Source organism: Streptomyces sp. NPDC006294 (genome assembly GCF_042870895.1).
Classification (GTDB): Bacteria; Actinomycetota; Actinomycetes; order Streptomycetales; family Streptomycetaceae; genus Streptomyces.
The window spans coordinates 215,556-228,626 of record NZ_JBIAHV010000003.1; the positions used below are offsets into that span (position 1 = coordinate 215,556).

Annotated in this window: 11 protein-coding genes; 10 read left to right on the forward strand and 1 reads right to left on the reverse strand. The window is 73.2% G+C overall.

From position 1 onward, the window contains the following. Positions 1 to 304 precede the first annotated feature (304 nt). From ACFYOP_RS06535 to ACFYOP_RS06575, 9 genes are all read left to right on the forward strand, one after another. The gene (locus ACFYOP_RS06535) at positions 305 to 1,978 is read left to right on the forward strand and encodes an acyclic terpene utilization AtuA family protein (RefSeq protein ID WP_356898423.1); all 1,674 of its coding nucleotides are present in this window, start codon (positions 305 to 307) and stop codon (positions 1,976 to 1,978) included. Next, positions 1,975 to 3,573, forward strand: a complete 1,599-nt coding sequence (locus ACFYOP_RS06540) for a carboxyl transferase domain-containing protein (RefSeq protein WP_356898368.1) — start codon at positions 1,975 to 1,977, stop codon at positions 3,571 to 3,573. Before ACFYOP_RS06535 ends, ACFYOP_RS06540 begins: the two co-directional genes overlap by 4 nt. Positions 3,574 to 3,584: 11 nt before the next feature. Continuing rightward, positions 3,585 to 5,969 (forward strand): biotin carboxylase N-terminal domain-containing protein, encoded by a 2,385-nt coding sequence (locus tag ACFYOP_RS06545; RefSeq protein WP_356898367.1) that lies wholly within the window; start codon positions 3,585 to 3,587, stop codon positions 5,967 to 5,969. Then, positions 5,966 to 7,123 carry an acyl-CoA dehydrogenase family protein gene (locus tag ACFYOP_RS06550; RefSeq protein WP_356898366.1) on the forward strand — a complete coding sequence of 386 codons (1,158 nt, stop codon included), beginning with the start codon at positions 5,966 to 5,968 and terminating at the stop codon, positions 7,121 to 7,123. Before ACFYOP_RS06545 ends, ACFYOP_RS06550 begins: the two co-directional genes overlap by 4 nt. 60 nt (positions 7,124 to 7,183) lie before the next feature. Further along, complete coding sequence (locus ACFYOP_RS06555; RefSeq protein WP_356898365.1) at positions 7,184 to 8,767, forward strand: 4-coumarate--CoA ligase family protein; 1,584 nt, start codon at positions 7,184 to 7,186, stop codon at positions 8,765 to 8,767. A gap of 77 nt (positions 8,768 to 8,844) precedes the next feature. After that, positions 8,845 to 9,576 (forward strand): enoyl-CoA hydratase family protein, encoded by a 732-nt coding sequence (locus tag ACFYOP_RS06560; RefSeq protein ID WP_356898364.1) that lies wholly within the window; start codon positions 8,845 to 8,847, stop codon positions 9,574 to 9,576. After that, positions 9,564 to 10,157: a TetR/AcrR family transcriptional regulator gene (locus ACFYOP_RS06565; protein ID WP_356898363.1), complete on the forward strand. Its 594-nt coding sequence runs from the start codon at positions 9,564 to 9,566 to the stop codon at positions 10,155 to 10,157. The genes ACFYOP_RS06560 and ACFYOP_RS06565 overlap by 13 nt, the downstream gene beginning before the upstream one ends. A gap of 46 nt (positions 10,158 to 10,203) precedes the next feature. Beyond that, on the forward strand, positions 10,204 to 10,455 hold the full coding sequence (locus ACFYOP_RS06570) for a type II toxin-antitoxin system CcdA family antitoxin (protein WP_356898362.1): 252 nt from the start codon (positions 10,204 to 10,206) through the stop codon (positions 10,453 to 10,455). Beyond that, positions 10,452 to 10,853 (forward strand): PIN domain-containing protein, encoded by a 402-nt coding sequence (locus ACFYOP_RS06575; RefSeq protein ID WP_356898361.1) that lies wholly within the window; start codon positions 10,452 to 10,454, stop codon positions 10,851 to 10,853. The genes ACFYOP_RS06570 and ACFYOP_RS06575 overlap by 4 nt, the downstream gene beginning before the upstream one ends. 46 nt (positions 10,854 to 10,899) lie before the next feature. Here ACFYOP_RS06575 and ACFYOP_RS06580 read toward each other — a convergent pair whose 3' ends face one another. Then, positions 10,900 to 12,000 carry a citrate synthase 2 gene (locus ACFYOP_RS06580; RefSeq protein ID WP_356898360.1) on the reverse strand — a complete coding sequence of 367 codons (1,101 nt, stop codon included), beginning with the start codon at positions 11,998 to 12,000 and terminating at the stop codon, positions 10,900 to 10,902. 374 nt (positions 12,001 to 12,374) lie between these two features. Between ACFYOP_RS06580 and pdxH the strand changes: the two genes are divergently transcribed. Continuing rightward, positions 12,375 to 13,064, forward strand: coding sequence for a pyridoxamine 5'-phosphate oxidase (gene pdxH, locus ACFYOP_RS06585; RefSeq protein ID WP_356898422.1), 690 nt, complete (start codon positions 12,375 to 12,377; stop codon positions 13,062 to 13,064). Positions 13,065 to 13,071: the final 7 nt, after the last annotated feature.

Consider the following 13,071-nt stretch of genomic DNA (forward strand, 5'->3'; position numbering starts at 1 on the left):
ACGCGTCGGCGGACGCGTCGGCGGACGCGTCGGCGGACGCGCCGGCGGGCCCGGCGGGCCACGGGACTTCGGCGGCGGACGTTTCCGGGGACGTGCCGCGCCGCGCCCCGGCGCACGACGCGTCGCCCGGGGCGCCCCTCCCCGGCGGGGGCCGGCCGTGAGCGGCCGGGCGGCGGGCCACGGGGCCTCGGCGGCGGCCGCGCCCGACTCGCCCCCCGGCGTGCCCGGCCCGTCCCGCGACGCGGCGGCGGCCGCGGAAGGCGCGGCCGCGTCCGACCCGCACGCCCCCCACCGCGCCACCCCCCTGCGCGTCGGGAACGTGTCCGGGTTCTACGGGGACCGGTTCGGCGCCATGCGGGAGATGCTGACCGGAGGGCCGCTGGACGTGGTCACCGGGGACTATCTCGCCGAACTCACCATGCTCATCCTCGGCCGCGACCGGCTGAAGAACCCCGGCCTCGGCTACGCCAAGACGTTCCTGCGTCAACTCGAGGACACCCTCGGGCTCGCCCGCGACCGCGGCGTCCGCATCGTCGCCAACGCCGGCGGCCTCAACCCCGCCGGACTCGCCGACGCCGTAAGGGCACTGGCCGACCGCGTCGCCGTCCCCGTCCGCGTCGGACACGTCGAGGGCGACGACCTCACCGCCCGCTACCCCGGCGCGCTGACCGCCAACGCCTACCTCGGCGGCGCCGGGATCACCGCCTGCCTCGGCGCGGGCGCGGACGTCGTCGTCACCGGACGCGTCACCGACGCGGCCCTCGTCAGCGGGGCGGCCGCCTGGCACTTCGGCTGGGGCCCGGAGGCGTACGACGAACTCGCGGGCGCCGTCGTCGCCGGGCACGTCCTCGAATGCGGCGCCCAGGCCACCGGCGGCAACTACGCGTTCTTCGGCGAACCCGGCCGCGACGTGCGCCGGCCCGGTTTCCCCGTCGCCGAGATCCACTCCGACGGCACCTCGGTCGTCACCAAACACGACGGCACCGGCGGCTTCGTCGACATCGGCACCGTCACCGCCCAGTTGCTGTACGAGACGGGCGGCGCCCGGTACGCCGGGCCCGACGTGACCGCCCGGCTCGACACCGTACGCCTCGACCCGGACGGCCCCGACCGCGTCAGGATCTCCGGGGTGCGCGGCGAGGCGCCGCCGCCCACGCTCAAGGTCGGCCTGTGCCGGCTCGGCGGCTGGCGCAACGAGGTCGTGTTCGTACTGACGGGGCTCGACATCGAGGGCAAGGCCCGGCTCGTGCGCGAACAGGTCGAGGACGCCCTCGCCCGGCAGCGGCCCGCCGAGGTCCGCTGGGAACTCGCCCGCACGGACCACGAGGACGCCGACACCGAGGAACGGGCCGCCGCCCTGCTGCGGCTCGTCGTGCGCGACCCGGACTCCGGCAAGGTCGGCAGGGCCGTCAGCAGTGCCGCGATCGAGCTGGCGCTCGGCAGCTACCCCGGCTTCCACGTCACCGCCCCGCCCGGCAAGGGCGCGCCGTACGGGGTGTTCGAGGCCGCGTACGCCGACGCCGGCGACGTCCCCCACACGGCTGTCCTGCCCGGCGGCGAGCGCGTCGCCGTCCCGCACCCGCGGCGCACCCGGGTCCTTCAAGACGCCGCACCGGGCGCGCTGCCCGAGCCGCCGGCGCCCGGCCCGACGAGGCGCGCACCCCTCGGCCTCGTCGCCGGCGCCCGCAGCGGAGACAAGGGCGGCGACGCGAACATCGGCGTCTGGGCCCGCACCGATGCGGCCTGGCGCTGGCTCGCCCACGAACTGACCGTCGAGCGGCTGCGCGCACTCCTCCCGGAGACCGCGGAGCTGGCGGTCGTACGGCACGTCCTGCCGAATCTGCGCGCCCTGAACTTCACGGTCGCCGGAATCCTCGGCGAAGGAGTCGCCGCGCAGGCCCGCTTCGACCCGCAGGGCAAGGCGCTGGGCGAGTGGCTGCGCGCCCGGCACGTCGACATCCCGGAGGGATTGTTGTGACCGTTCTCGGCTCGGCCGTCGATGTGACGAGCCCCGAATACGCGGCCCACCGGGCCGCGATGCTCGCCAGGCTGGACGAACTGGACGGCGAGCACGCCAAGGCGCTCGCGGGCGGCGGAGACAAGTACGTCGACCGGCACCGGGGGCGCGGCAAACTGCTCGCCCGGGAACGCGTCGAGCTGCTGCTCGACCCGGACACGCCGTTCCTGGAGCTGTCCCCGCTCGCCGCCTGGGGCAGCGACTACCCCGTCGGCGCGTCGATCGTGACCGGCATCGGCGTCGTCGAGGGCGTCGAGTGCCTGATCACCGCCAACGACCCGACCGTACGCGGCGGGGCCTCCAACCCGTGGACCCTGAAGAAGGCGCTGCGGGCCAACGAGATCGCGTACGCCAACCGGCTGCCGGTGATCTCCCTCGTCGAGTCCGGCGGCGCGGACCTGCCCTCCCAGAAGGAGATCTTCATCCCGGGCGGCGCGCTCTTCCGGGACCTGACCCGGCTGTCCGCCGCGGGCATCCCCACGATCGCGGTCGTCCTCGGCAACTCGACGGCGGGCGGCGCGTATGTGCCCGGCATGTCCGACCACACCGTCATGATCAAGGACAGGTCGAAGGTCTTCCTCGGCGGTCCGCCGCTGGTGAAGATGGCGACCGGCGAGGAGAGCGACGACGAGTCGCTCGGTGGCGCGGAGATGCACGCCCGCACCTCCGGTCTCGCCGACCACTTCGCGCTCGACGAGCCGGACGCGCTGCGGCAGGCGCGGCGGATCGTCGCCCGTCTCAACTGGCGCAAGGCGCAGGCCGATCCGGTGCCGGCCGAGCCGCCCGAGTACGCGTCGGAGGAACTCCTCGGGATCGTGCCCGAGGACCTGAAGACCCCGTTCGACCCACGCGAGGTGATCGCGCGGATCGTGGACGGCTCGGACTTCGACGAGTTCAAGCCGCTGTACGGCGCCAGCCTGACGACCGGCTGGGCGTCCCTGCACGGCTACCCGGTCGGCATCCTCGCCAACGCGCAGGGCGTGCTGTTCTCCGCCGAGTCGCAGAAGGCCGCCCAGTTCATCCAGCTCGCCAACCAGCGCGACGTACCCCTGCTGTTCCTGCACAACACCACCGGCTACATGGTCGGCAAGGAGTACGAGCAGGGCGGCATCATCAAGCACGGCGCGATGATGATCAACGCGGTGTCGAACAGCAGAGTGCCGCATCTGTCGGTGCTGATGGGCGCGTCGTACGGTGCTGGGCACTACGGCATGTGCGGCCGGGCCTACGACCCCCGCTTCCTGTTCGCCTGGCCCAGCGCCAAGTCGGCCGTCATGGGACCGCAGCAGCTCGCCGGCGTCCTGTCGATCGTCGCCCGCGCGTCGGCCGCCGCCAAGGGGCAGCCGTACGACGACGAGGCCGACGCCGGTCTGCGCGCGATGGTCGAGGCGCAGATCGAGTCCGAGTCCCTGCCGATGTTCCTGTCCGGGCGGCTGTACGACGACGGGGTCATCGACCCCCGTGACACCCGGACCGTCCTCGGTCTGTGTCTGTCCGCGATCCACACGGCACCGGTCGAGGGCGCGCGCGGCGGCTTCGGCGTCTTCCGAATGTGAGGGGCCCCGCTGTGATTTCCACCGTCCTCGTCGCCAACCGCGGCGAGATCGCGTGCCGTGTCTTCCGCACCTGCCGCGAACTGGGCATCGGCACGGTCGCCGTGCACTCCGACGCGGACGCCGGCGCGCTGCACGTACGGGAGGCGGACGCGGCCGTACGGCTGCCGGGCGCCGCGCCCGCCGAGACGTATCTGCGGGGCGAGAAGATCGTGAAGGCCGCCCTCGCGGCCGGCGCGGACGCCGTGCACCCCGGGTACGGATTCCTCTCCGAGAACGCCGACTTCGCGCGGGCGGTCGCCGACGCGGGGCTCGTGTGGATCGGGCCGCCGCCCGAAGCCATCGAGGCGATGGCGTCCAAGACCCGTGCCAAGAAGCTCATGGGCCTCGCGCCCCTGGACCCCGCGGCGGTCACCGAGGCGGACCTTCCCGTCCTGGTGAAGGCGGCGGCGGGCGGCGGCGGCCGCGGGATGCGGGTCGTCCGGTCCCTCGCCGGCCTCCCCGGGGAGCTGGCGGCGGCGAGCTCGGAGGCGGCGTCGGCGTTCGGCGACGGCGAGGTGTTCGTCGAGCCGTACGTGGAGAACGGCCGCCACATCGAGGTCCAGGTCATGGCCGACGCGCACGGCACGGTGTGGGCGCTCGGCACCCGCGACTGCTCGCTGCAGCGCCGCCACCAGAAGGTGATCGAGGAGTCCCCCGCGCCGGGGCTCGCGCCGGAACTGGCCGACACGCTCCACGCGCTGGCGGTCGGCGCCGCGCGCGCCGTCGACTACCGGGGCGCGGGCACGGTCGAGTTCCTCGTGGACGAGTCCGGCCGGGCGCACTTCCTGGAGATGAACACCCGTCTCCAGGTCGAACACCCGGTCACGGAGGAGGTGTTCGGCGTGGACCTGGTGGCTCTCCAACTCGCCGTCGCCGAGGGCGCCCCGCTCCCGCCGCAGCCCCCGCACCCGATGGGCCACGCGATCGAGGCCCGCCTGTACGCGGAGGACCCGTCCGCGGACTGGGCGCCCCAGACGGGCCGCCTGCACACGCTGAGGTTCCCCGCCCACCCGCCCTCGACCGCGGGGGGTGGGACCCCCCGCGGTCGAGGGGGCCCGGCGCGTGCTCCCGCTGCCTCGGCCGGGGGCTTCGCCCCGGCGGGCCCGCCGGGGGGCGCGGCGGCGCATGGCCCCGCCGGCGGCGCGGCGCACCATGGTCCCGTCGCCGGAGCGGCCGGAACGGCCCAGCCCGGCGCGGGCCCCCACGCCGCCGGGCCGGCCGGAACGGCCCTGCTCGGTGCGGGCACTCAGGCCACCGCGGCAGGAATCGCCTTGCCCGGTGCGGCAGCCGGAACGGCCCAGCCCGGCACGGGCCCCCACGCCGTCGTGACGGGAACGGCCGTGCCTGGTGCGGGCGCCTCCGCCACCGGGACCGCCCCGTCCGGCACGGGCGTTCACGCCGCCACCGGAAGCTCCCCGCCTGCCGCAGGCATCCCCGCCACCGGACCGGGTGCCGCGATCCCCACCGCTCCCGCGCACGCGCCCCGTGTGCGGGTGGATGCCGGGTACGGGGACGGGGACGTCGTCGGGGTGCACTACGACGCCATGGTGGCCAAGGTCGTCGTCTGGGCGCCGACGCGGGCGGCGGCCGTGCGCAGGCTGGCGTACGCGTTGCGCGGCGCGCGGATCCATGGGCCCCGGACCAACCGGGAGCTGCTCGTGGCGTCGCTGGAGCACCCCGACTTCACCGGCGGGCGGCTCGACACCGGCTTCTACGGGCGGAACCTGGACGAGCTGACGCGTCCCGCCCCCGGCGAGGCGCACGCCGCCGTCGCCGCCGCGGTCGCGGACGCCGTGGCACGCCAGGACGGGTCCGGTGTCGCGCAGCGGCTCGGCGCCTGGCGCAACCTCGCGTCGCAGGCGCAGCTCAAGACGTACGGCGACCACGAGGTCCGCTACCGGCCCGCCCGTGACGGCGGGTTCGAACTGATCGACCGGCCCGGCGTACGGGTGGTGTCCGCGCGGCCGGACCGGGTCGCGCTCGAGACCGACGGCGTCGTACGGAACTACGACGTCGCCGTCCACGGCGACACCGTGTACGTCGACTCGTCCGCCGGCGCCCACGCCCTGACCGTCCGGCCCCGTTTCACCGACCCGCAGGACCGGGCCGCGCCCGGTTCGCTGCTCGCGCCGATGCCCGGGACCGTCGTCCGGGTCGGCGAAGACGTCGTCGAGGGCGCCCGGGTCGTACAGGGGCAGCCGCTCGTCTGGCTGGAGGCCATGAAGATGGAGCACCGCATCCTCTCGCCCGCCTCCGGCACGCTCACCGCGCTCCACGCCGCCCCCGGCCGCCAGGTCGAGGTCGGCGCCCTGCTCGCCGTCGTCAACGAGGAAGCACAGGAGGACACCGCGTCATGAACGCCATAGAGAGCCAGGAGCACACGGACCTGCGGCAGGCCGTCGCCGCGCTGGGCCGCCGGCACGGCAAGGACTTCGACCGGGCCACCCTGTGGGCCGAGGCGGGCAAGCTGGGCTACCTCGGGGTGAACCTTCCCGAGGAGTACGGCGGCGGAGGCGGCGGCATCAGCGAACTGTCCATCGTCCTCGAGGAGTCCGGCGCCGCCGGCTGCCCGCTCCTGATGATGATCGTGTCTCCGGCCATCTGCGCCACCGTCATCGCCCGCTTCGGCACCGACGAGCAGAAGCGGCAGTGGCTGCCGGGCCTCGCCGACGGCAGCCTCACCATGGCCTTCGGCATCACCGAGCCCGACGCCGGCTCCAACTCGCACCGGATCACCACCACCGCCCGCCGGGACGGACGGGGGTCCCCCCGGACGAAGTCTGGGGGAGGCTGGGTCCTCACCGGCCGCAAGGTCTTCGTCTCCGGCGTCGACATCGCCGACGCCACCCTGATCGTCGGCCGCACCGAGGACGACCGCACCGGCACGCTGAAGCCCTGCCTGTTCATCGTCCCCCGTGAAGCCGAGGGCTTCCAGCGGTCCGTGATCGACATGGAACTCCAGGCGCAGGAGAAGCAGTTCGAGCTGATCCTCGACGACGTACGGCTCCCGGCCGACGCGCTCGTCGGTGACGAGGACGCCGGTCTGCTCCAGCTGTTCGCCGGGCTCAACCCCGAGCGGATCATGACCGCCGCTTTCGCCATCGGCATGGGCCGCTACGCGCTCGCGCAGGCCGTCGAGTACGCGAAGACCCGCCAGGTCTGGAAGACCCCCATCGGCGCCCACCAGGCCATCGCCCACCCGCTCGCCCAGGCCCACATCGAGCTCGAACTCGCGAAACTGATGATGCAGAAGGCGGCCGCCCTGTACGACGCGGGCGACGACACCGGTGCCGGCGAGGCCGCGAACATGGCCAAATACGCCGCCGGTGAGGCCTGCGTCAAGGCCGTCGACCAGGCCGTGCACACCCTCGGCGGCAACGGGCTCACCCGTGAGTACGGACTCGCGAAGCTCATCGCGGCCGCCCGCGTCGCCAGAATCGCCCCGGTCAGCCGGGAGATGATCCTGAACTACGTGTCCCACCAGTCCCTGGGTCTCCCCAAGTCGTACTGACAGACGACATTCTGGCCGTTCAGCATTCTGGTCGTTCCGCCCAACGCCGAGGGGACCGTCATGGTGTTCCGCAGCAGATACGCAGATGTCCCGGCCGTCGTCGAACCCATCCACGAGGCCGTGCTCGCCCGCGCCGCCGAGTACGGCGACACCGTCGCCCTGATCGACGGGGTGAACGGCACCACCGTCACGTACCACCAGCTCGACCGCTTCCACCGGCGGATCGCCGCCGCGCTCGCCGACGCCGGCCTGCGCAAGGGCGACGTGCTGGCCCTGCACAGCCCCAACACCATCGCCTACCCGGCGGTCTTCTACGGGGCGACACGGGCCGGCGCGACGGTCACCACCGTCCACCCGCTGTGCACGGCGGACGAGTTCGCCAAGCAGCTCCGCGACTCGTCCGCCCGCTGGATCGTCACCGTCTCCCCGTTGCTGGAGGTGGCCCGCCGGGCGGCCGAACTCGCCGCCGGGATCGAGGAGATCTTCGTCTGCGACCAGGCCGAGGGCCATGTCGGCGTGCTCGACATGCTGGGCTCCACCGCACCGGAACCGGTCGTCGACATCGACCCGTCAAAGGACGTCGCGGCCCTGCCGTACTCGTCCGGCACCACCGGCGTCCCCAAGGGCGTGATGCTCACCCACCGCTCCATCGCCACCAACCTGGAGCAGCTCGCGCCCCTCGCCCCGGCGGGCGTCGGCCACCGCGTCCTGGCCGTGCTGCCGTTCTTCCACATCTACGGGCTCACCGCCCTGATGAACGCCCCGCTGCGGCAGGGTGCGACAGTCGTCGTGCTGCCGCGTTTCGAGCTGGACACCTTCCTCGGCGCGATCCAGGAGCACCGCATCAACGGGCTGTACGTCGCCCCGCCCATCGTCCTCGCCCTGGCCAAGCACCCCACCGTCGCCGGCTACGACCTCTCCTCGCTGGAGTACATACTCAGCGCCGCCGCGCCCCTGGACGCCCACCTCGCCGAGGCGTGCTCCAAGCGGCTCGGACTGCCGCCGGTGCGGCAGGCGTACGGGATGACGGAACTGTCGCCCGGCACCCACGCCGTACCGCTCGACATCGAGGACCCCCCGCCCGGCGCGGTGGGACTGCTGCTGCCCGGCACCGAGATGCGCATCCTCGACCTCGACGGCTCAGGCCGGGACCTGGGCGCCGGCGAGGAGGGCGAGATCGCCATCCGCGGCCCGCAGGTGATGAAGGGCTACCTGGGCCGGCCCGACGCCACCGCCGCGATGATCGACGCGGACGGCTGGGTGCACACCGGCGACGTCGGACGCGTGGACGACGAAGGCTGGCTGTACGTCGTCGACCGGGTCAAGGAGCTCATCAAGTACAAGGGTTTTCAGGTAGCCCCCGCCGAACTGGAGGCGCTGCTGCTCACCCACGTCTCGATCGCGGACGCGGCCGTGATCGGCGTGCACGACGACGACGGCAACGAGATCCCGAAGGCGTACGTCGTGCGCCGGCCGGGCACGGACCCCGTCACCAAGGACGACGTCCTCGCGTTCGTCGCCGAGCGCGTCGCCCCGTACAAGAAGGTCCGCCGGGTCGAGTTCATCGACGGCGTCCCGCGCGCCGCGTCGGGGAAGATCCTGCGCAGGGAACTGCGGGACCGCGAGACCGTCGCGCAGGAGTAGCGCATGACGGGTACGGGGACCGGCGGGAAGCAGCAGCGCATGACGGATACGAAGAAACGGGTACGAAGGAGCAGCGCATGACCGTCGCCACCGCCCACGACCGGGGCGTCACCACCCTCACCCTCGACGCCCCGGCGAACCGCAACGCCCTCTCCTCGGCGCTCGTCGGCGAGCTCGCCGGCGCGCTCACCGAGTGCGCCGACGACCCGTCCGTACGGGCGGTGGTGCTGACCCACACCGGGTCGACGTTCAGCGCGGGCGCGGACCTGAAGGCGCCGCCCAGCCCGTACGCGTTCGTCGCGCTCCTGCGGCAGATCGTGGCGCTGCCCAAGCCGGTGGTGGCGAGGGTCGCCGGCCATGTGCGGGCCGGCGGGCTCGGGCTGGTCGGGGCGTGCGACATCGCGGTGGCGACGACCGGCTCCGACTTCGCGTTCACCGAGGTCCGCATCGGGGTCGCGCCCGCCGTCATCTCGCTGCCGCTGCTGCCCCGCATGGAGCCGCGGGCGGCCGAGCGCTACTACCTCACGGGCGAGCGCTTCGGCGCCGCGGAGGCGGCCCGCGGCGGGCTGCTCACCCTCGCCGCCGACGACGTCGACGAGGCGCTCGCCCCGCTGCTCGACGGGCTGCGCAGGGCCTCGCCGCAAGGGCTGGCGGCGTCGAAGCGACTGGTCACCGCTAGGGTGCTGGAAGCCTTCGACCGGGACGCCGAAGACCTGGTCCAGCGCTCGGCGACGCTGTTCGCATCGGCCGAGGCGCGCGAGGGGATGACGGCCTTCCTCGAACGACGGGACCCCGCATGGGTGTTGTGACGCCACCGACCGCCAAGGCGCCCAAGCAGGACCGCAGCCGGGCGACCCGCCAGCGGCTGCTGGAGGCGGCGGTGGCGTGCCTGGCCGAGGTCGGCTGGGCCGGCTCCACGGTCTCGGTGGTCGCCGAGCGCGCCGGCGTCTCGCGCGGGGCGGCCCAGCACCACTTCCCGACCAGGGAGGACCTGTTCACGGCGGCGGTCGAGTACGTCGCGGAGGAGCGCTCGCAGGCGCTGCGCGAGCTGCCGTCGCAGGACCGTACGGCGGTCGTCGCCGCCCTCGTCGACCTCTACACCGGGCCGCTGTTCCGCGCCGCGCTCCATCTGTGGGTGGCCGCGTCCAACGAGGAGCAGCTGCGCCCCCGGGTCACCGAGCTGGAGGCGAAGGTCGGCCGCGAGACCCACCGCATCGCCGTGCGCCTGCTCCACGCGGACGAGTCCCGCCCCGGCGTCCGCGAGACCGTCCAGGGCCTCCTGGACATGGCCCGCGGCCTGGGCCTGGCCAACCTCCTCACCGACGACGCGGCCCGCCGCGAGCGGGTGGTCGCCCAGTGGTCGGCCCTGCTGGAGGAGGCGCTGGCGTGACGTTTCTGCATACCGAGGGTATGCAGATCGGTTGTATGCTTGCCGTATGGCCGAGACGACCCGCATCACGGTGACCCTTCCCACCGAGCACGTCGAGGAGCTGAAGAAGCTCACCGACAACGTGTCCGCGTATGTGGCGGAGGCGGTCGCCCGGCAGATACGGCACCAGTTGCGGGAGGCCGAGTTCCAACGCTACGAAGAGGAGCACGGGGCCTTCACCGACGAAGAGATGGCCGCGGCGCAGGCGAGGATCGCTGAGGCCCTGAACGGCGGCAAGCCCGTGGAGCGGGCCGCGTGAACCTTTCCGCCCACAGTCTTGTCCTGGACTCCGAGGGGCTGTCCGCCTGGATCGCCCAGGACCGCGAGGTGACGGCGATGCTGAAGGCCATCGACAAGAGTGGCGCGGAGTTCGTGGTCTCCGCCAACACCCTCGTCGAGGTTTCGCATGCCCGGGTGAACATGCCCAGGCTCCAATGGGCTCTCTCGCAGGTACAGGTCGAACCCGTCACGGAGCAGTCCGCCAGAGCCGCCGCCCGCCTCCTCAAGGACACCGGCCTGCACGGCCACAAGTACGCCATCGACGCCACCGTCGCCGAGATGGCGCTGCGCCAGCCCGGACCGGTCGTGATGCTCACCTCCGACATCGACGACATGGCTCGCCTCTGCGGCGAACGGGTCCGTCTCATCGGCCTGTGAGCGGGGTGGGGGCGCGCACCACGCCCCCACCCTCGACGCTCAGTGCTCAGCCGACGATGTTCCCGAAACCCGAGATGTCGCGCGGGCTGCGCGAGCCGGGGCCCACGTAGCGGGCCGACGGGCGCACCAGGCGGCCGGTCCGCTTCTGCTCCAGGATGTGGGCCGACCAGCCGGCCGTACGGGCGCAGGTGAACATCGACGTGAACATGTGCGCCGGGACCTCCGCGAAGTCCAGCATGATCGCGGCCCAGAACTCGACGTTCGTCGCCAGCACCCGGTCCGGGCGGCGGTTGTGCAGCTCCTCCAGCGCCGCCTTCTCCAGCGCCTCCGCCACCTCGAAGCGCGGCGCCGCCAGCTCCTTCGCGGTGCGGCGCAGCACGCGGGCCCGCGGGTCCTCCGCGCGGTAGACGCGGTGGCCGAAGCCCATCAGCCGCTCGCCCTTGTCCAGGGCGCGCTTCACATACGCCGTCGCGTCGCCGGTGCGCTCGATCTCCTCGATCATGCCGAGCACCCGGGACGGCGCACCGCCGTGCAGCGGGCCCGACATCGCGCCCACCGCGCCCGACAGGGCGGCGGCCACGTCGGCGCCGGTGGAGGCGATGACCCGGGCCGTGAACGTGGACGCGTTCATGCCGTGCTCGGCGGCCGAGGTCCAGTACGCGTCGACGGCCTTCACATGGCGCGGGTCGGGCTCGCCGCGCCAGCGGATCATGAAGCGCTCGACGATGGACTCCGCCTTGTCGATCTCGCTCTGCGGCACCATCGGCAGCCCCTGACCGCGGGCACTCTGTGCCACGTACGACAGCGCCATCACGGCCGCCCGCGCCAGGTCGTCCCTGGCCTGCGCGGCGTCGATGTCGAGGAGCGGCTTGAGGCCCCAGACGGGAGCGAGCATCGCCAGCGCCGACTGCACGTCGACCCGGATGTCACCGGAGTGCACCGGGATCGGGAACGGCTCGGCCGGCGGCAGACCCGGGTCGAAGGCGCCGTCGACGAGCAGGCCCCACACGTTCCCGAACGAGACCTGTCCGACGAGATCCTCGATGTCGACACCCCGGTAGCGGAGCGAGCCGCCCTCCTTGTCCGGTTCGGCGATCTCCGTCTCGAACGCGACGACTCCCTCGAGTCCAGGTACGAAGTCGGACATCAGGCGGCTCCTCAAGACGTGTGCGACCAGACATGTGCGCCATGCGGCGGCCGACGGTCGTGGGTCGGTCACCCCGGTGATGCCCCGTACGGTCCCGTTTGTCACCGGACCGCCGGGAGGCAGGCACGATATCCCTGCTCCACATCCCTGCGCGGTATCCCCTGCTGTACGGAGGCAACAGTGGCCAGACCCAAGATTTTGGCCGGTCCCACGGGTGCGGGGAAGCGTGATGTCCGGCACACTGCCCCATTTCACCCCACGAGGATTGACGGCACTCCGTGCCGGGCAGACTCGTTCCCTGCGGCAGGATGTGCTGCGTGACCGACCACGCCGCCGCCCCCGAACCCGGCTCCTCGGACGTGACCGTCGCGGGCATGCCCGCGCCCGACCCGGCGGAGACGGAACTCGTCGTCCCCGACCCCGCCGTCATGCGCGAGCAGTACCGCTCCACGCCGCTCGACGAGAGCGCCCTCGCCGCCGGCCCCATGGAGCAGTTCGCCCGGTGGTTCGCCGAGGCCGCCGCGGCCGCCCTGCTGGAACCCAACGCGATGATCGTCTCGACGGCCACGCCCGACGGCCGGCCCTCCTCGCGCACCGTGCTGCTCAAGCACTACGACGAACGCGGCTTCGTCTTCTTCACCAACTACGAGTCCCGCAAGGGCCGCGAGATCGACGCCAACCCACACGTCTCGCTGCTCTTCCCGTGGCACCCGCTGGAACGCCAGATCATCGTCGACGGCACGGCGTCCCGCATCGGCCGCGACGAGACCGCCGCGTACTTCCGCACCCGCCCGTACGGCTCCCGGCTCGGCGCGTGGGCGAGCGACCAGTCCACGGTGATCGCCTCCCGCGAGGAACTGCTGCGGCGTTACGAGGAACTGAACGCCCGCTACCCGGAGACCGGACAGGTCCCGGCCCCCACGCACTGGGGCGGCATCCGCGTCGTCCCCGACCGCGTCGAGTTCTGGCAGGGACACGAGAACCGCCTCCACGACCGCCTGCGCTACGTCCGCACGGAGCCCGGCCCGGACACCGGCTGGCGCGTCGAGCGCCTGGCGCCGTAGGGGCCGG

Excerpts from the sequence above, each read along its gene's own strand:
- ACFYOP_RS06550 (WP_356898366.1), top strand. The coding sequence starts at position 5,966 with ATGAACGCCATAGAGAGCCAGGAGCACACGGACCTGCGGCAGGCCGTC.
- ACFYOP_RS06555 (WP_356898365.1), top strand. The coding sequence starts at position 7,184 with ATGGTGTTCCGCAGCAGATACGCAGATGTCCCGGCCGTCGTCGAACCC.
- ACFYOP_RS06560 (WP_356898364.1), top strand. The coding sequence starts at position 8,845 with ATGACCGTCGCCACCGCCCACGACCGGGGCGTCACCACCCTCACCCTC.
- ACFYOP_RS06565 (WP_356898363.1), top strand. The coding sequence starts at position 9,564 with ATGGGTGTTGTGACGCCACCGACCGCCAAGGCGCCCAAGCAGGACCGC.
- ACFYOP_RS06570 (WP_356898362.1), top strand. The coding sequence starts at position 10,204 with ATGGCCGAGACGACCCGCATCACGGTGACCCTTCCCACCGAGCACGTC.
- ACFYOP_RS06580 (WP_356898360.1), bottom strand. The coding sequence starts at position 12,000 with ATGTCCGACTTCGTACCTGGACTCGAGGGAGTCGTCGCGTTCGAGACG.
- pdxH (WP_356898422.1), top strand. The coding sequence starts at position 12,375 with ATGCCCGCGCCCGACCCGGCGGAGACGGAACTCGTCGTCCCCGACCCC.